The following is an 18,522-nucleotide window of genomic DNA, read 5'->3' on the forward strand; positions in this document are numbered from 1 at the left end:
CGGGTCACGACTGCTGCGCGGCCTGCAGCCCCAGCAACGCGACTGCGTTGTCTTTCAGAATCAGCGAATGCACGTCGGGCCGGAACCCGGCGCCCTGAAAATCCTCGAGCCAGCGGTCCGGCCGGATCAGCGGAAAATCGGACGCGAACAGCACCTTGTGCCTGAGCAGCGTGTTCGCGTATTTCACCAGCTCCGGCGAGAAGTACTTCGGCGACCATCCCGACAGGTCGATGTAGACGTTCGGCTTGTGCAGCGCGATCGACAGCGCCTGCTCCTGCCACGGCCATGAAGGGTGCGCGATCACGATCTTCATGTCCGGGAAGTCGGCCGCGACGTCGTCGAGGTGAATCGGTTCGGAATACTTCAGACGCAGCCCGCCGCCGCCGCGCATCCCCGATCCCATCCCCGAATGCCCGCTGTGGAATACGGCCGGCAACCCGTATTCCGCGATCACCTCGTAGATCGGATATGCGAGCCGGTCGTTCGGGAAGCATCCCTGCATCGTCGGGTGGAACTTGAAGCCCCTCACGCCATGCTCGTCGATCAGGCGGCGCGCCTCGCGCGCGCCGAAGCGGCCCTTGTGCGGGTCGATGCTCGCGAACGCGATCATCACGTCGGCGTTGTCCTGCGCGAATTGCGCGATTTCCTCGTTCGGAATGCGCCGCCGGCCGATGTTCGTCTCGCAGTCGACGGTGAACATCACGAAACCGATCCGGCGCTCGCGGTAATACGCGATCGTCTCCGGAATGGTCGGCCGACGGCCCTGCTTCAGCACGGTGCCGAAGTACTTGTCGGCCGCGTCGTCGAATGCCTTCGCGAACAGGTCCGGCGGCTGGCAGCACGACACTTCGGCGTGCACGTGCGTGTCGATGGCGATCAGGTTGTCGATGTCCAAGCGTGTCTCCTCATGTCGTGATTCGTCGGCCGGCACGGCGCGAAATCGGCTGTCCGGGCCCGTTTAGGGGTTTGTCCGGAGCCACTTCCATTCTACTTTACATATCAGGTTACCTGATAGTAAATTGGTCGCGAGTCGCACAGGGCGGCATCGTCATTGGAGAACGAAAATGGGTTACGAAGGGCGCTGGAAAACGGTGAAGGTCGAGGTCGAGGGCGGGATCGCATGGGTGACGCTGAACCGTCCGGACAAGCGCAATGCGATGAGCCCGACGCTGAACGCGGAGATGATCGACGTGCTGGAGGCGATCGAACTCGATGCCGAGGCGCAGGTGCTCGTGCTGACCGGCGAGGGCGACGCCTGGACGGCCGGGATGGACCTGAAGGAATATTTCCGCGAAGTCGACGCGGGCCCCGAAATCCTGCAGGAAAAGATTCGCCGCGACGCGAGCCGCTGGCAGTGGCAATTGCTGCGCATGTATGCGAAGCCGACGATCGCGATGGTCAACGGCTGGTGCTTCGGTGGCGGCTTCTCGCCGCTCGTCGCGTGCGACCTCGCGATCGCGGCCGACGAAGCGGTGTTCGGCCTGTCGGAAATCAACTGGGGCATCCCGCCGGGCAACCTCGTCAGCAAGGCGATGGCCGACACCGTGGGACATCGCCAGGCGCTCTACTACATCATGACCGGCGACACCTTCACCGGCCCGCAGGCCGCGCAGATGGGGCTCGTCAACAAGAGCGTGCCGCGCGCGCAGCTGCGCGACGAGGTGCGCGCGCTGGCCGCGAAGCTGCTCGACAAGAACCCGGTCGTGATCCGTAACGCGAAGCACGGCTTCAAGCGTTGCCGCGAGCTGACCTGGGAGCAGAACGAGGACTACCTGTACGCGAAGCTCGACCAGGCGAACTACCGCGATCCGGAAGGCGGGCGCGAGCAGGGCCTCAAGCAGTTCCTCGACGACAAGAGCATCAAGCCGGGCCTGCAGGCGTACAAGCGCTGACGCGCGCCGCCGCACGCAACCGGATCCGAGTGGAGACACGGAAATGCACGAAGTGAGTTTGTTGATCGACGGCGTGTCGCGCGGCGCGTCGGACGGCGGGACCTTCGACCGGATCGATCCGGCGACGGGACAGGTTGCGTCGCGCGCCGCCGCGGCGACGCTTGCCGACGCGGACGCCGCGGTCGCGGCAGCGGCGCGCGCATTCCCCGCGTGGGCCGCGCTCGCGCCGACCGAGCGCCGTCGGCGGCTGCTCGCGGCGGCCGACCGGATGGACGCGCGCGCGGGCGAATTCATCGAAACCGGCCGCGCGGAAACCGGTGCGATGGCGAACTGGTACGGCTTCAACGTGATGCTCGCGGCGAACATGCTGCGCGAGGCGGCCGCGATGACCACGCAGATCGACGGCGCGGTGATCCCGTCGGACGTGCCCGGCAGCCTCGCGATGGCCGTGCGCCAGCCGTGCGGTGTCGTGCTCGGGATCGCGCCGTGGAATGCGCCGGTGATTCTCGCGACCCGTGCGCTCGCGATGCCGCTCGCATGCGGCAACACGGTGGTGCTGAAGGCGTCCGAGGGTTGCCCGGGCGTGCACCGGCTGATCGGCAGCGTGCTGCACGACGCAGGGCTCGGCGACGGCGTGGTCAACGTGATCACGCATGCGCCGCAGGATGCGCCGGCGATCGTCGAGCGGCTGATCGCGAACCCGGCGGTGCGCCGCGTGAACTTCACCGGTTCGACACGCGTCGGCCGCATCGTCGCGACGCTCGGCGCGCAGCACCTGAAGCCGGCGCTGCTTGAACTCGGCGGCAAGGCGCCGGTGCTCGTGCTCGACGACGCCGATCTCGACGCGGCGGTCGAGGCAGTCGCATTCGGCGCGTTCTTCAACCAGGGGCAGATCTGCATGTCGACCGAGCGCGTGATCGTCGATCGCAAGGTCGCCGATGCGTTCGTCGAACGGCTCGTCGCGAAGGCACGCACGCTGAAGGCCGGCAACCCGGCCGCGCCGGGCGCCGTGCTGGGTACGCTCGAGAGCGCGGCCGCCGCGCAGCGGATCGCGGCAATGGTGGACGACGCGCGCGAGCACGGCGCCGCGCTGCCGCTCGGCTGTGAAGTCGACGGCGCGGTGATGCAGCCGACGATCGTCGACGGTGTCACGCGCGACATGCAGCTGTATGCGGACGAATCGTTCGGGCCGGTGGTGACCGTGCAGCGCGTCGACGGCGACGCCGCCGCGCTCGCGGCCGCGAACGACAGCGAGTACGGGCTGTCGGCGGCGGTGTTCAGCCGCGATATCGCGCGCGCGATGCAGGTCGCGAAGCAGATCGAATCGGGCATCTGCCACATCAACGGGCCGACGGTGCACGACGAGGCGCAGATGCCGTTCGGCGGCGTGAAGGCAAGCGGCTACGGCCGGTTCGGCAGCAAGGCGTCGATCGCCGAGTTTACCGACCTGCGCTGGATCACGGTCCAGACCACGCCGCGTCACTACCCGATCTGAGCAGTCCCGGGCGCCGCGGCGCCCGAGTTAAGACAACGACACAATGAAGTCTCCGCCCGGCGCGCGCACGCGCGCGGGGCGGAACCGACCGGAGACAGAACTTGGATGCGGATCCGACCCAACTGCGCGACGCGGCTGCCGCACAGCGCGTTCCCGCCGGCTATCGTCCCGTGGCGATCGGCACGGCGCCGCCGGAGATCGTGCAACGTGACGGCTGCTGGACCTTGCGCGCGACGACCCCGCTCGGCGCGTACCCGCACCGGCTGACCGACCGGCTCGCGAGCGGCGCGCGCGCGCATCCGGACCGCTGGCTGGTCGCGCGGCGCGGGCCCGACGGTACGTGGATCGGCATCACGTATGCGCAGATGCTCGAGCGCGCCCGTGCGATCGGCCAGGCGCTGCTCGATCGCGGGCTGTCGGCCGAGCGGCCCGTCGCGATCCTGTCGGGCAACGACCTCGAACATCTGCAACTCGCGTTCGGCGCGATGTGGGCCGGCATTCCGCATGCGCCGCTGTCGCCCGCGTATTCGCTCGTGTCGAGCGATTACGGCAAGCTGCGCCACGCGCTCGCCCTGCTCACGCCGGGGCTGGTCTTCGCGTCGGACGGCGCGGCGTTTCGTGCCGCGCTCGACGCGTCGGTGCCGCCTGATGTCGAGCGCGTGGTCGTGTCGGCACCCGACGGGATGGACGGCGTCACGCGTTTCTCGTCGCTGCTCGACACGACACCGGGCAGCGTCGATGCCGCGCACGATGCGATCACCGGCGACACGATCGCGAAATTCCTGTTCACGTCGGGATCGACACGGCTGCCCAAGGCGGTGCCGACCACGCACCGGATGCTGTGCAGCAACCAGCAGATGCTGCTCGAGACGTTTCCGCAGTTCGGTCTGGAGCCGCCGGTGCTGGTCGACTGGCTGCCGTGGAATCACACGTTCGGCGGCAGCCATAACGTCGGCATCGCGCTGTACAACGGCGGCACGCTGTACATCGACGACGGCAAGCCGGTCGCCGGCAAGTTCGGCGAGACGCTGCGCAACCTGCGCGAGATCGCGCCCACCGTGTATTTCAACGTGCCGAAGGGCTGGGAAGAGCTGACCGCGGCGCTCGAAACGGATGCCGCGCTGCGCGAAACCTTCTTCTCGCGCGTGAGGATGTATTTCTTCGCGGGCGCCGGACTGTCGCAGGCCGCGTGGGACCGGCTCGAGCGCGTGACGCTCGCGCATTGCGGCGAGCGCATCCGGATCATGGCGGGCCTCGGGATGACCGAGGCCGCGCCATCGTGCATGTTCACCACCGGGCCGGTGTCGGGGGCCGGCTACATCGGCCTGCCCGCGCCCGGCTGCGACGCGAAGCTGGTGCCGGTCGACGGCAAGCTCGAGGCGCGCTTTCGCGGGCCGAACGTGATGGCCGGTTATTGGCGCGCGAGCGGCGACGACGCGCGCGAGGTATTCGACGAGGAGGGCTACTACCGCAGCGGCGATGCGGTGCGTTTCGTCGATCCCGCGCGGCCGGAGATCGGCCTGATGTTCGACGGGCGCATCGCGGAGGATTTCAAGCTATCGTCCGGCACCTTCGTGAGCGTCGGGCCCATGCGCGCGCGGGTCGTATCGAACGGCGCGCCGTACGTGCAGGACGCGGTCGTCACGGGGATGAACCGCGACGACGTCGGCGTGATGATCTTCCCGCGCGTCGACGATTGCCGTCGCCTGGCCGGCGCGGCACCGGATGCCGACGTGCGCACCATCCTGCAGGCGCCCGCGGTGCGGGCGTTCTTCGCGGACCTGCTCGAGCGCCTGAACCGCGATGCGACCGGCAGCGCGACGTTCGTCACGCGGCTGTGCGTGCTCGATACGCCGCCTTCGCTCGATCTCGGCGAAGTCACCGACAAGGGCTCGATCAACCAGCGTGCGGTGCTCATGCACCGTGCGGCGGTGGTCGACGCGATGTACGAACCGGGCGCGGCCGACACGGGCGTGATCGTCGCCGCCACGGCGCGCCGGGCATGAGGTGCGCGCGATGAGCAACGCGTATTGCGCGCCATTGCGCGACATGCTGTTCGTGATCGGCGAATGGCTCGATGCGCCGGCGCTGTGGCGCCGCGTGCCCGACTGGGCGGAGCTCGACCTGTCGACTGCCGGGCAAGTGCTCGACGAAGCCGCCCGCTTCGTGGTCGAACGCATCGCGCCGCTCGATTCGACCGGCGATCTCGAGGGCTGCCGGTTCGACGGTGCCGGAGTGACGATGCCGGCGGGCTTTCGCGATGCGTACCGCGACTACGTCGACGCCGGCTGGCCGACGCTGGCGCTCGACGCCGATTGCGGCGGCCAGGGGCTGCCGCATCTGCTCGACGTCGCGCTGCAGGAGATGCTCGCGGGGGCGAACCACGCGTGGCTGATGTCGCCGGGGCTCACGCACGGCGCGGTGGCGTGCCTGCGCGCGCACGGCGGCGAGCGCCTGAAGCGCGACGTGCTGCCGAAGATCGCGAGCGGCGAGTGGCTGACGACGATGTGCATCACCGAGCCACAGGCGGGCAGCGATCTCGGCCTGCTGCGCACGCAGGCAGTGCCGGACCCGGCCGCCGACGGCTACCGAATCAGCGGCAGCAAGCTGTTCATCACCGGCGGCGAGCACGACCTGACCGACAATATCGTGCACCTCGTGCTCGCGCGGCTGCCCGATGCGCCGGCGGGAACGAAGGGGCTGTCGCTGTTCGTCGTGCCGAAGTGGCTCGACGCGCCGGGCGGCCGTGTGCGCAACGGCGTCTGGTGCGACGGCATCGAGAAGAAGATGGGGCTGAAGGCAAGCCCGACCTGCACGATGCGTTTCGACGCGGCCACGGGCTGGCTCGTCGGCGAGCCGCATCGCGGGCTCGCATCGATGTTCGTGATGATGAACGCGGCGCGCCTGCAGGTCGCCATGCAGGGTGTCGGGCATGCGCAGAGCGCGTGGCAGGCCGCGTCGGCCTATGCGCGCGAACGCGCGCAGGGCAGGGCGGCGCCGATCGCGCAACATGCCGCGATCCGCCGCATCCTGCTCGATGCGCAGGCGATCGTCGAAGGCGAGCGCGCGATCGGCTACTGGATCGCGCACTGGCTCGACGTCGCCGCGCACGATCCGCAGCCGCCGGCACGGCTCGCGGCGTCGCGGCTGGCATCGTTGCTCACTCCGATTGCCAAGGCGTTCTTCACCGCGAACGGCTTCGCGGCCGCGTCGAACGCGCTGCAGGTATTCGGCGGCTACGGCTACGTTCACGAATACGGGATCGAACAGACGGTGCGCGATTGCCGCGTGTCGATGCTGTACGAAGGGACCAACGAGATCCAGGCGATCGATCTGCTGGTGCGCAAGGTGCTGGGGGATCGCGGCGAGGCGCTGCATGCGCTGCTCGAGTTGATTCGCGCGGAAGCCGCGCAGAGCGTCCAGGCGGCGGACGAGCGGGCGAGGGACGCCGGGGCGCGCGTCGCCACGCTGTGCGCGGAGCTCGAGCGCGTGACGGCCGGCGTGATCCGCGCGAGCGAGCACGATCCGGATCTGCCCTACCGGGTCGCGGACGACTATCTCGCGCTGGTCGGCTGGCTGCTCCTCGCGTTCGCGTGGGCGCGCACGCTGCGCATCGTCGGCGATGCGCCGGGGGACGATTCGTTCCGTGCGGGCAAGCGCGCGGTCGGCACCTACTTCTTCGACTATCCGCTCGCGGCATTCGCACACCGGCTCGCGCTGGTGGACGCGGGCTGCCGCGCGGCGTTGCCGGCTGCCGCGGCATAAGGTTCGTCCGAGCCGGGCGTGGACGGCCCGGGGCGGCTCGCCGGCCGGCACGCCGTGCGGGCCGATATACGGACCGCGTGAGGTAAGATGGCCCGCGATCCTCCTTCCGACACGTTCATGAGTTCGACACCCGTCAAACCGGCCGGCACGAAACGCACGGCCCGCGCCAGCGAAGCCAGGCCGCGCATGCGTTCGCAGCAGCGGCTTACCTACCTGATCGGCAATCTCGACCGGCTGCTGCGCCGCCAGATGAGCGATGCGCTCGCGCCGCTCGGTGTGACGCTCGCGCAGTACACGGCGCTGTCGGTGCTCGAGGCGCGCGGCGCGCTGTCCAATGCGCAGCTCGCGGTGCGCTCGTTCATCACGCCGCAATCCGCGAACGAAGTGATGGTTGCGATGGCCGCCCGCGGCTTCGTGACGCGCGAGGCCGATCCCAGCCATGGCCGCGTGATCCTGCTGCGTCTGACCGACGAGGGCTCGGCAATCCTGCGCGAATGCGAGCAGGTGCTGCGGCCGCTCGAACGCCGGATGCTCGGCGACGACGTGAGCGCCGACGACGTCGCGCAGGTTCACCGTACGCTCGAACTGTTCGTGCGCAACCTGCGCGACTGAGCACGCCGCCGCGTCTTTCGTTCCGGTTCCGCCGGCCGCGCCGGGCCAAGCCGCAGTGTGGCCCGGGTTGCGAACGGGTTGCGGGTTAACACCGCGCTCGCGACACTTGAAATATCAGGTTACCTGTTATTAAATCATCCCGTCCCTCGACGGGATTTTCTTTCGGGTTCTTAATCAGGTTACCTGATAAATGGACGAGACCCGATCACGATAAAGCAAGGACACCGCGCATGCGTTCCGCGTATGCCGCGCGAGTCACGGTTAGGAGACGACATGGACACTTCCGTTGCCGCAAGGCCGGCCGTCGCGACGACGCTCGGCCTGTGTTTCGCGATCGCATTGCTCGAGGGGCTCGACCTGCAGTCGGTCGGCGTCGCGGCACCGCGCATGGCCCACGAATTCGGGCTCTCGGTTTCACAGATGGGGCTTGCGTTCAGCGCGGGCACGTTCGGCCTGCTGCCGGGCGCGATGCTCGGCGGCTGGCTGGCCGACCGGGTTGGCCGCAAGCACGTGCTGATCGCGTCGGTCTGCCTGTTCGGGCTGCTGTCGATCGCGACCGCGCAGGTGTCGAGCTTCGCGATGCTGGTCGCCGTTCGTGCGCTGACCGGCCTCGGCCTCGGCGGCGCGATGCCGAACCTCATTGCATTGTCGTCGGAAGCGGTCGACGCACGCTCGCGCAGCAGCGCGGTGGCCGTGATGTACTGCGGGATTCCGTTCGGCGGCGTGATCGCGTCGCTGATCGGCGTGCTGCTCGCAGGCGACACCGAATGGCGGCACATTTTCTATGTCGGGGGCGTCGGCCCGCTGCTGCTCGCGCCGCTGCTGCTCGCACTGCTGCCCGAATCGCGTGCGTTCCTCGACGTCAGCGCATCGGGCGCGGCGCGCCCCGGCGTCGGACAGACGCTGTTCGGCGGCTCGCGCACCGGCACGACACTGGCGTTGTGGCTCAGCTACTTCTGCACGCTGATCGTGCTGTATTTCCTGCTGAACTGGCTGCCGTCGCTGATGGCCGCGAAGGGGCTCGCTCGCAGCCAGGCCGGTATCGTGCAGATCTTCTTCAACATCGGCAGCGGCCTCGGCGTGCTCGGCATCGGCATGTCGATGGACCGCTTGCGTCCATCGCGCGTGGTCGGCGGCATGTACGCGGGGATCGTGCTGTCGCTTGCCGCGCTGGCGATCGCGCCCGGACTCCTGTGGCTGTCCGCCGCCGCGTTCGCGGCCGGGATGTTCGTCGTCGGCGGCCAGTCGGTGCTGTATGCGCTGGCCGCGATCTATTACCCGACCGCGATGCGCGGCACCGGCGTCGGCTCCGCCGTTGCCGTCGGCCGCCTCGGCTCGGTGGTCGGGCCGCTCGCCGCCGCCGAACTGCTCGCAATGGGCCGCAGCGCGTCGGTCGTGATCGGCGCGAGCATTCCCGTCACGCTCGTCGCCGCCGTCGCTGCGCTGGTGCTGATCCGGCGCCCGCAGGCGCACGACTGATTTCTTCCCATTTCAACCACGAGCGCCGGTAGAGCGCGATTACGACACAGGTCTGGAGACGAACACCATGAAGCACACCAAAGCCTTGCTGGCGGCCGGCGCATGCGCGCTCGCCGCGACCGGCGCGCACGCGCAGTCGAGCGTGACGCTGTACGGGATCATCGATACGGGCGTCGAGTTCGTGTCGCACGCGAACGCGGCTGGCGACCACGTCGTGCGCATGCCGGGCGTGACGGGCGAGCTGCCGTCGCGCTGGGGCCTGCGCGGCACCGAGGATCTCGGCGGCGGCTACCAGGCGGTGTTCACGCTCGAAAGCGGCTTCAACGTGCGCGGCGGCGATCTCGGCCAGGGCGGCCGGCTGTTCGGGCGGCAGGCGTTCGTCGGGCTGAAGAGCGGCTTCGGCACGCTCGCGTTCGGCCGCCAGTACACGATGACCTATCTCGCGCTGCAGGGCGCGGACATCATCGGCCCCGACATCTACGGGCTCGGCTCGTTCGACGCGTACGTGCCGAACGGCCGCGCCGACAACGCGGTGACCTACGTCGGCACCTATCGCGGCGTGACGCTCGGCGCCGCGTATTCGTTCGGCCGCGACGGCGCGGGCACCGGCAACTCGCCGGGGCAGGGCACCTGCGCGGGGCAGGTGCCGGGCGATGCCGTCCAGTGCCGCAACTGGTCGGTGATGCTCAAGTACGACAGCGCGTATTTCGGCGCGGCGGCGTCGTACGAGGAGCAGCGCGGCGGCACCGGCGCGGCCGCGAACTTCTTCGATGGCGTGGCGCCCGTTCCTTTCACGAGCAGCGGCGGCAAGGACGCGCGCACGCACGTGAGCGCGTATGCGCAGGCGGCAGGCGCGCGGATCGGCGCGGGCTGGATCGGGCGGCGCGTGTCGACCGGTTCGCCGGCCGCGCCGGGCGCGCATTCGGACCTGTTCTTCCTTGGCGCGTCGTATGCGGTGAAACCCGATTTCGTCGTCGACGGCGAAGGCTACCGGATCGTCAACAGCGCGCACGACACGCGCGCGACGATGGCCACGCTGCGCGCGACCTATCTGCTGAGCAAGCGCACGGCCGTCTACGCGCAATCGTCGTATCTGTGGAACAGCGCGCATGCACGCTACGCGGTCAGCGGCGGCGGGCCCGGCACGACACCCGGCGCAGGGATGGGGCAGCTCGGCGCGATGGTCGGCGTGCGGCACATGTTCTGATCCGGCAGCCAGACGAACGGGAGCTATCTTGAACAGGAAATCTGCATTCCTCTGTATTGCGCCGCTGTCCGCGGCGGCCATGCTCGCCGGCTGCGGCGGCGACGATTCGGTCAGCGCCACGCCGACGCACCTGAGCGCCGCGACGCCGGCCGCGATGGCGCAGACGTGCGACGCGCTCGCCGCGAAGCTCGCGTATGCGAACACGTCGTTCACGTCGGTGACGACCGCGGCCGCCGGTACGCTGACGGTGGCCGGCAAGCCGATCGCCGAGCACTGCGTGATCGAAGGGAAGATGAACGAGCGCGTGAGCGCGGTGGACGGCAAGACCTATGCGATCGGCTTCGAGATGCGCTTGCCGAAAGCGTGGAACGGTCGCTTCTTCTACCAGGCGAACGGCGGGCTCGACGGCAACGTCGTGACCGCGACCGGCGAGGTCGGCGGCGGCGGGCCGCTGACCGATGCGCTGAACATGGGCTTCGCGGTGATCAGCTCGGATTCCGGGCACAGCGCCGCGCAGAACCCGCTGTTCGGCCTCGATCCGCAGGCGCGGCTCGATTACGGCTACAGCGCGGTCGACGCGCTCACGCCGATGGCGAAGCAGGTGATCCGGCTCGCATACGGGAAGACGCCCGACCGCAGCTATTTCGGCGGCTGCTCGAACGGCGGCCGGCACGCGATGGTCACGGCCGTGCGCAACGCGGGCGACTACGACGGGATCATCGCGGGCGATCCGGGCTTCCATCTGCCGAAGGCGGCGATCGGCGAGATGTACGGCGCGCAGCAGTTCGCGAAGATCGCGTCGGCGACCGGGACGAACGGGCTGCCCGACATCCGCAGCGGCTTCACCGATGCGGAGCGCCGGTTCGTCGGCGCGAAGATTCTCGACAAGTGCGATGCGCTCGATGGCGTGGCCGACGGGATGGTGCAGGACGTCGCCGCGTGCCAGGCGCATTTCAGCGTCGAGACGGACATCCCGACCTGCGCGAACGCCACGCGCACCGGCGCGTGCCTCACGACCGCGCAGAAGAGCGCGCTCGAGAACGTGTTCGCGGGCGCGCGCAACAGCGCGGGCACGGCGCTCTATGCGAGTTTTCCGTACGATCCGGGCATCTCGGGCCCCGGCTGGGCCGCATGGAAACAGTCGAATTCGGTCATGCTCGACCCGGCCGCGATGGCGTTCACGTTCATGACGCCGCCGAAAACCGCCGCGACGCTCGCGAACCTCGCCGGCTTCGCGCTCGGCTTCGACATGGACAACGACGCGCCGGCGATCTTCGCGACGAACGGCGTGTACACGCAATCGTCGTGGTCGTTCATGACGCCGCCCGACGAGACCAACCTGTCCGCGCTGAAGTCGCGCGGCGCGAAGCTGCTCGTCTATCACGGCACCGGCGACCCGGTGTTCTCGTTCAACGACACGAGCGACTGGTACGGGCGGCTCGCGCAGGCGAACGGCGGCGACGCGTCGGGCTTCGCGCGCTTCTATCCGGTGCCGGGCATGAACCACTGCTCGGGCGGGCCGGCGGCCGACCAGTTCGACATGCTGACGCCGCTCGTCGCGTGGGTCGAGCAGGGGCAGGCGCCCGCGGCGATCGTCGCCACGGCGCGCGACACGACGAACGCGGTGCCGAACGCGGACGTGCCGACGTCGTGGGGCGCGGGACGCACGCGGCCGTTGTGCCCGTATCCGCAGGTCGCGCGCTACAACGGCTCGGGCGACGTGAATTCGGCGGCGAGCTTCAGTTGTCGATGATGTAGGGAAGAGGGATGTACCGACGCGCGGAAGCTTCGGTACATTCGCCGCTGTTCGGCGGCGGATGGCGCGAGCGTGCCGGTCCGTCCGGATGGAAACGGCGGTGCGCCGCGCATGACGATCGAGTTTGCCGCCCGACGCGGCATCCGGGGATACACTGTGGCGCTTTCGCGTCGGCGAGACACGTCCCGGCCGACGTGCGCCGCCAGCTATCCTTCCTCCGATTCGACCATGCAAACCGTAGCGGTACTCGACTTCGAAACAACCGGGCTTTCTCCGAACATGGGCGACAGGGCGACCGAGATCGCCGTGATCCTTCTCCGCGACGGCGAGATCGTCGACCGTTACCAGAGCCTGATGAACGCCGGCCGTCGCATTCCGTCCGACGTCGTCGCGCTCACGGGGATCACGAACGACATGATCGCGTCGGCGCCGCCGGTGGAGAAGGTCATGAAGGAAGCCGCCGCGTTCGTCGGCAGCCATCCCGTCGTCGCGCACAACGCCGGCTTCGACAAGCGGTTCTGGCAGTCCGAACTCGGGATGCTCGGGATGGCGGCCGAGCATGCGTTCGCGTGCACGATGCTCGTCGCGCGGCGCCTCTACCCGCACGCGCAAAGTCACCGGCTGTCGAACCTCGCGACCATGCTGCGCTTGCCGCAGACGGGCCGTGCCCACCGCGCGATGGTCGACGCGGAGATCGCGAGCCATCTGTGGTGCCGGATGCAGCGCGACATCGGCGAGACTTACGGGTTGCGGCAGGTCGATCACGGGCTCATGTCGCGATTGCAGACGACGAGCAAGGCGAAGGTCGCGACGTTTTTCGGTTCATTGGCTGCCGACAGGCGCTGACGTTCGAGCGTCACTCGCCGGGATCCACCGGCACCTCGAGCCCGACCTTCACGCGGCTCATGCTCACGAGCGTCTTGAAGCGCTTCACGTTGTTGTTCGCGAAGAACAGCTCGCGCGTGAGCGCGTTGTACTGATCCATGTTGCGCACGGCGAGGATCAGCACGAAATCCCATTCCCCGGTCACGTAGTAGCACTGCTGGATCTGCGGGCAGCGCTCGAAGGTCCGCTTCATCGCGTCGAGCTGGTCGATCTGCTCGCGCTCGACCTCGACGTTCACGACGATCGTCAGCGGATGATCGACCTTCTCCGGCGCGACGACCGCCGTGTAGCGCTCGATCACGCCGTCTTCGGCGAGCCGCCGCAGGCGGCGGTTCACGGCGGCGGTCGACAGGTTCACGCGGGCGCCGAGTTCGGTCTGCGGCGTGTGCGCGTCGCGCTGGACTTCCATCAGCAGCTTGCGATCGAACGCATCGAGTGGGGTGGGCATGATGGCGCGGCAGCCTCGAAAGAATGAGAAATTTTTGCGTCCGGAGCGCCGATTTGGCGATTTTATTGACCGGGACGCGCAATATTATTTTTCGGACCGACGGCGCGCGCAACCCGTATGCGCCCGCACCGCATCCACCGCCGGGCCGCCCGCGCGGCCCATTTCCGGAGCCCTTCCCGCCATGCTGATCGCCAATCCCCGCGCGTCGCGCACCGACTATCCCGACACGCTGCGCCGCATCATGAACATCGCCGCGGCCGACGAGAGCGGCGCGTGGCTCGCACACTGGCCGCTCGTCGGTGCGGCCCGCACGCCGTTGCGCGCGCTGCCGGATCTGGCCGCGCGACTCGGCGTCGCGAGTGTCAGCGTGAAGGACGAGGCATGCCGTTCGCCGCTCGGCAGCTTCAAAGCGCTCGGCGCGCCGATCGCGCTGATGCGGCTCGTGAAGCGGTTGCGGCGCAACGAGCCGCTCGATCCGCAGGGGCTCGTCACGGGCCGCTACGCGGCGTCGCTGGCCGACCTGACGGTGATCAGCGCGACCGACGGCAATCACGGCCGCGCGCTGGCCGCCGCCGCGCGCGCGATCGGCTGCCGCTGCGTGATCGTGCTGCACGCGCACGTCGACGCGGAGCGCGAGCATGCGATTGCCGCGCACGGCGCGCGGATCGTGCGGATCGCCGGCAACTACGACGAATCGGTCGTGCATGCCGCGCAGCTCGCGGACGCGAACGGCTGGCATGTGGTGTCGGATACGTCGTACGACGGCTACGAGGCGATTCCGCGCGACGTGATGCAGGGCTACGGCCTGATCGCGGCCGAGGCGCTCGCGCAGGCGGCGGGAGAGGGCAACCTCGGCGATGGCGATGGCGACGGCAGCGGCAACGGCAACGGCGATCACCGGCCGTTCACGCACGTGTTCCTGCAGGGCGGCGTCGGCGGCCTTGCGGCCGGTGTCGCGAGCTATCTGTGGGAGCATGCCGGCGCACGGCGGCCGCATTTCATCGTCGTCGAGCCGCGCCAGGCCGATTGCCTGTACCAGAGCGCGCTCGCCGGGCGCGCGACGAAGGCGACCGGCAGCGTCGACTCGGTGATGGCGGGGCTCGCGTGCGGCGAGGCGTCGCCGCTCGCATGGGACTTTCTCGAGCCGGGCATCGATCACTTCATGCTGATCGACGACGACGACGCGGTGCAGGCGATGCGCGCGCTGGCCGTCGGCAGCGAACGTGACGTGCCGTTCGTGTCCGGCGAGTCGGGCGCGGCGGGCATCGCGGGGCTGACCGTGCTGATGCGCGATCCGGCGCTCGCACGCCAGGTCGGGCTCGATGCGAACGCGCGCGTGCTGGCGATCAACACGGAAGGCGCGACCGCGCCGACCGTCTACCGGCGGTGTGTCGGCGAGACGGCCGACGCGGTGCTGGCGCGCCAGCGCGACTGGCTGACGCGGACCCGCGCGGCCGCAGAAACCTGAGCGACCCGAACGACATGACGACCGACGAGGCAAGCACGATGGACGCACTGGACGCAATGGCGGAAAGCACGCTGCAGGGCCGGCTGAAAACCTGGCGCCGGCATCTGCACCAGCACCCGGAGACGGGTTTCGAGGAAGTGAACACGTCGGACTACGTCGCGCGGATCCTGACGACGCTCGGGCTCGACGTGCAGCGCGGGATCGGCGGCACGGGGCTCGTCGCGAACCTGACGGTCGGCACCGGCACGCGCGCGATCGGCATCCGCGCGGACATGGACGCGCTGAACATCGCCGAGCACGCGCCGGGCCGCGAACATGCGTCGCGCACGCCGGGCAAGATGCACGCGTGCGGGCACGACGGCCACATGTCGATGGTGCTCGGCGCCGCGCAACTGCTGGCCGAGCGCAAGGACTTCGACGGCACCGTGCGCTTCATCTTCCAGCCGGCCGAGGAACATGGCCGCGGCGCGAAGGCGATGATGGCCGACGGGCTGCTCGAGCGTTTCCCGGTCGACGCGATCTTCGGCGCGCACAACATGCCGGGCATGCGCGCCGGCACGTTCGCGACGCGCGCGGGCGGCATCATGGCGAGCGAGGACAACTTCGTGATCCGGATCGACGGGCGCGGCACGCATGCGGCGCGCCCGCACATGGGCATCGATCCGATCGTGATCGGCTCGCAGATCGTGCTCGCGCTGCAGACGATCGTGTCGCGCAATCTCGATCCGGGCCTGCAGGCGGTGATCTCGTGCACCGAGTTCATCACCGACGGGCTGCGCAACGTGCTGCCGTCGACGGTGACGATCAAGGGCGACACGCGCAGCTATGCGCGCGACGTGCAAACGCTGCTCGAAACGCGGATGCGCGAGATCAGCGAAGGGATCTGCCGCACGCACGGTGCGACCTGCACGTTCGAATACACGCACGAGTTCGCGCCGACGGTGAATTCCCCGGAATGGGTCGACACGGCCGTCGAGGCCGCGGCGCACGTCGCGGGCGCCGACGCGGTGAACGCCGACGTGCAGCCGATGATGATCTCGGAAGACTTCGGCGCGTTCCTGCAGGCGGTGCCCGGCAACTTCGTGTTCATCGGCAACGGCGAAGCGGCCGCGCGCGGCGGGGTGCCGCTGCACAACGCGGCGTACGATTTCAACGACGAGATTCTGCCGGTCGGCGCGCGGTATTTCGCGGAGGTGGCGCGGCGGGCGTTGAAGGCGGCGTAGCAGGCCGTCGACGGTCTGTTCGCAGGCCCCCGCTACGTGTTCGGTTCGTCGGCAGGCCGTTACGCTTCGGCCGCCCGCTTGGCCGACACGTCGGCCGTGCCGGTGCGATCGAGGATCGCCAGCACTTCGCGCGCGGTGTTCTCCGAATGGCTGCGCAGCACCTGCGGCAGCCGCGCGTGGTCGGGATCGGCGAGCGCGGCCATGATCGCTTCGTGCTCGTGCAGCGATTCGGCCCAGCGCAGCGTGTCCGCGTTCGCGGCGCCGCGCGCGCGGTGCACCTTCGACATCAGCGACGCATAAATGCCCGACAGCACCGGGTTGCCGGCCGCGTCGATGATCATCTGATGAATCTGCTGGTTCAGCCGGAAATACTCGACCCGCTTGCCGGCCTCGTGACACTCGACCATCCGTCGGTGCTTCGCCTGCAGCGCGGCGAGCGTCGACGTGCCGATCCGCTTGCGCAGCAATTCGCCCGCCATCGCCTCGAGCCCGTGCAGCAGCTCGAACGTCGACACGAGATCGTCGATGTCGATCGACGCGACGCGATAGCCGATGTACTGGCGATGCGTGACGGCGCCTTCCGCGACGAGCACCTTCAGCGCTTCGCGCAGCGGCGTCTTCGACACGTCGAACGCGAGGCTCAGTTCCTTTTCGTCGATCCGCGCGCCGGGCGGCAGTTCGCCCTCGTCGATCATCACGCGCAGGCGCGCGGCGATCTCCGCGGCCATGCCGCGCGTGCGCAGAAGCAGGGGATTGCGGGGTGTCTGGCTCATGATGGCGCAAGCTTATCACGATATCGGGGCTTACCCTGCACCACGATAGTGATAAAACAAATTCAATGAAACCAAGCGTTTACGCTAACGGTAATTATAAATTTCTAATCCTATACTCGGCTCAACGTTGCGCGACGTCCTGACCATCCTCGTTCATCCCTGGAGTCCGTTCATGTCTTCAACCTCCGGTGTCGCTGCCCTGACGGTCGGCAAGTCCGCCGTCCGCTGGAAGATATTCGTCGTCATGCTGAGCCTCATCGCGATCAACTACGTCGATCGCGCGTCGCTGTCCGTCGCCATGCCTTACATCTCGCAGGAGTTCAAGATCGGGCCGGCAATGGAGGGCCTGATCCTCAGTTCATTTTTCTGGACCTATGCGGTGATGCAGATCCCGGGCGGGATGCTGGCCGACCGGTTCAAGCCGCGTATCGTGATCGCGACGGCGACCGTGTTCTGGGGCTTCTTCCAGGCGATCGCCGCGCTGTGCACGAACGCGCCGTCGCTGCTGCTCACGCGCCTCGGCCTCGGCGCATCCGAAGCGCCGATCTATCCGGCCGGCGGCAAGCTCAACGCGATCTGGATGACGCAGACCGAGCGCGGCCGCGGCGCCACGCTGCTCGACGGCGGCGCGCCGCTCGGCGCGGCCCTGGGCGCGGTGCTGATCGCCGGCCTGATCGCGCTGCTCGGCTCGTGGCGGCTCGCGTTCGCGGTGGCCGGCGTCGGCACCGTGCTGGCTGGTTTCCTCGCGTGGTACTACATCCGCAATACGCCGCGCGAGCATCCGGGCGTCAACGATCTCGAGGCCGACTACATCGAGGCGTCGCACGCGAGCGACCTCGCGGCCGAGCCGGCCGGTGCATCGGGGCGCTCGCGCGACTTCTTCAAGTACCGCTCGGTGTGGTGCATGTTCTTCGGCTGGATGTGCTTCAACAGCGTGTTCTACGGGCTGCTCACGTGGATGCCGAACTACCTGCACAAGGTGCACGGCTTCGACATCAAGCAGATGGGCGGGTCGACCTTCATCATCTTTTTCTGCGGCTTCGTCGGCGAATTGCTCGGCGGCTGGATCGCCGACAAGTGGAAGGCCGCGGGCGGGCGCCCGAACGTCGTGATGCGCACGCTGTTCGGCATCGCCGCGGTGATCGCGACCGTGTCGATCTTTTCCGTCGCCTACGTGAAGAGCCCGGTCGTGTGCGTCGCGCTGCTGTCGACGACGCTGTTCTTCCTGCGCTGGTGCGGGCTGTACTGGTGCATCCCGTCGTCGCTCGGCACACGCAACAAGATCGGCTTCCTCGGCGGCCTCATGAACCTCGGCGGCAACATCGGCGGCATCACCGTGCCGATCCTCGTCGGCGCGATCGTGCAGTTCACCGGTTCCTACTTCCTTGCGCTGATGGTGTTCGCGGCGGCCGGCGTCGGCCTGCTCGTGTGCTCCAGCGCGATCGACTACGAAAACAAGCTCCCCGTCTGACCGACCCCTTTCACTGCATCGACTGCATTTACTGGTAGAGAGAAAACC

General features: G+C 68.6%; 15 protein-coding genes. 12 read left to right on the forward strand and 3 right to left on the reverse strand.

Annotation, left to right across the window (positions count from 1 at the left end; translation table 11 throughout):
- Positions 1–4: 4 nt before the first annotated feature.
- Positions 5–895: an amidohydrolase family protein gene (locus tag U5A56_RS13055; protein WP_321922712.1), complete on the reverse strand. Its 891-nt coding sequence runs from the start codon at positions 893–895 to the stop codon at positions 5–7.
- A gap of 169 nt (positions 896–1,064) precedes the next feature.
- Here U5A56_RS13055 and U5A56_RS13060 point away from each other — a divergent pair, with 169 nt between their 5' ends.
- The 9 genes from U5A56_RS13060 (at position 1,065) to U5A56_RS13100 (ending at position 13,052) form a co-directional block, all read left to right on the forward strand.
- The gene (locus tag U5A56_RS13060) at positions 1,065–1,892 is read left to right on the forward strand and encodes a p-hydroxycinnamoyl CoA hydratase/lyase (RefSeq protein ID WP_021163522.1); all 828 of its coding nucleotides are present in this window, start codon (positions 1,065–1,067) and stop codon (positions 1,890–1,892) included.
- A gap of 43 nt (positions 1,893–1,935) precedes the next feature.
- A complete protein-coding gene (locus U5A56_RS13065) occupies positions 1,936–3,387 on the forward strand; it encodes an aldehyde dehydrogenase (RefSeq protein ID WP_321922713.1) in 1,452 nt (483 codons plus the stop codon).
- Between the two features lie 101 nt (positions 3,388–3,488).
- On the forward strand, positions 3,489–5,393 hold the full coding sequence (locus tag U5A56_RS13070) for a feruloyl-CoA synthase (protein ID WP_321922715.1): 1,905 nt from the start codon (positions 3,489–3,491) through the stop codon (positions 5,391–5,393).
- Positions 5,394–5,403: 10 nt separating this feature from the next.
- Positions 5,404–7,152 (forward strand): acyl-CoA dehydrogenase, encoded by a 1,749-nt coding sequence (locus U5A56_RS13075; RefSeq protein WP_321922717.1) that lies wholly within the window; start codon positions 5,404–5,406, stop codon positions 7,150–7,152.
- Positions 7,153–7,269: 117 nt separating this feature from the next.
- A complete protein-coding gene (locus U5A56_RS13080) occupies positions 7,270–7,764 on the forward strand; it encodes a MarR family winged helix-turn-helix transcriptional regulator (protein ID WP_027790251.1) in 495 nt (164 codons plus the stop codon).
- Between the two features lie 273 nt (positions 7,765–8,037).
- Positions 8,038–9,243: a 3-(3-hydroxy-phenyl)propionate transporter MhpT gene (gene mhpT / locus U5A56_RS13085; RefSeq protein WP_321922719.1), complete on the forward strand. Its 1,206-nt coding sequence runs from the start codon at positions 8,038–8,040 to the stop codon at positions 9,241–9,243.
- 67 nt (positions 9,244–9,310) lie between these two features.
- A complete protein-coding gene (locus tag U5A56_RS13090; protein ID WP_321922721.1) occupies positions 9,311–10,450 on the forward strand; it encodes a porin in 1,140 nt (379 codons plus the stop codon).
- A gap of 28 nt (positions 10,451–10,478) precedes the next feature.
- Positions 10,479–12,203, forward strand: coding sequence for a tannase/feruloyl esterase family alpha/beta hydrolase (locus tag U5A56_RS13095; protein ID WP_321922723.1), 1,725 nt, complete (start codon positions 10,479–10,481; stop codon positions 12,201–12,203).
- Between the two features lie 231 nt (positions 12,204–12,434).
- A complete protein-coding gene (locus U5A56_RS13100; protein ID WP_321922725.1) occupies positions 12,435–13,052 on the forward strand; it encodes a 3'-5' exonuclease in 618 nt (205 codons plus the stop codon).
- Between the two features lie 10 nt (positions 13,053–13,062).
- Here the strand turns inward: U5A56_RS13100 and U5A56_RS13105 are convergent, their stop codons facing one another.
- Positions 13,063–13,539, reverse strand: a complete 477-nt coding sequence (locus tag U5A56_RS13105) for an Lrp/AsnC family transcriptional regulator (protein WP_044847368.1) — start codon at positions 13,537–13,539, stop codon at positions 13,063–13,065.
- A 181-nt stretch (positions 13,540–13,720) separates the two neighbouring features.
- Between U5A56_RS13105 and U5A56_RS13110 the strand changes: the two genes are divergently transcribed.
- Together U5A56_RS13110 and U5A56_RS13115 are read left to right on the forward strand one after the other, a co-directional pair.
- Positions 13,721–15,007, forward strand: coding sequence for a diaminopropionate ammonia-lyase (locus U5A56_RS13110; protein ID WP_321922727.1), 1,287 nt, complete (start codon positions 13,721–13,723; stop codon positions 15,005–15,007).
- A gap of 38 nt (positions 15,008–15,045) precedes the next feature.
- Entirely contained in the window at positions 15,046–16,230 is a 1,185-nt protein-coding gene (locus tag U5A56_RS13115) for a M20 aminoacylase family protein (protein WP_321922729.1), read from the forward strand.
- Between the two features lie 59 nt (positions 16,231–16,289).
- Here the strand turns inward: U5A56_RS13115 and U5A56_RS13120 are convergent, their stop codons facing one another.
- Positions 16,290–17,003: a GntR family transcriptional regulator gene (locus tag U5A56_RS13120; RefSeq protein WP_124666302.1), complete on the reverse strand. Its 714-nt coding sequence runs from the start codon at positions 17,001–17,003 to the stop codon at positions 16,290–16,292.
- 172 nt (positions 17,004–17,175) lie between these two features.
- Here U5A56_RS13120 and U5A56_RS13125 point away from each other — a divergent pair, with 172 nt between their 5' ends.
- Positions 17,176–18,474, forward strand: coding sequence for an MFS transporter (locus U5A56_RS13125; protein WP_044847365.1), 1,299 nt, complete (start codon positions 17,176–17,178; stop codon positions 18,472–18,474).
- Positions 18,475–18,522: the final 48 nt, after the last annotated feature.

The sequence above is a fragment of the Burkholderia sp. BCC1998 genome, from assembly GCF_905339875.1.
Lineage (GTDB): Bacteria > Pseudomonadota > Gammaproteobacteria > Burkholderiales > Burkholderiaceae > Burkholderia.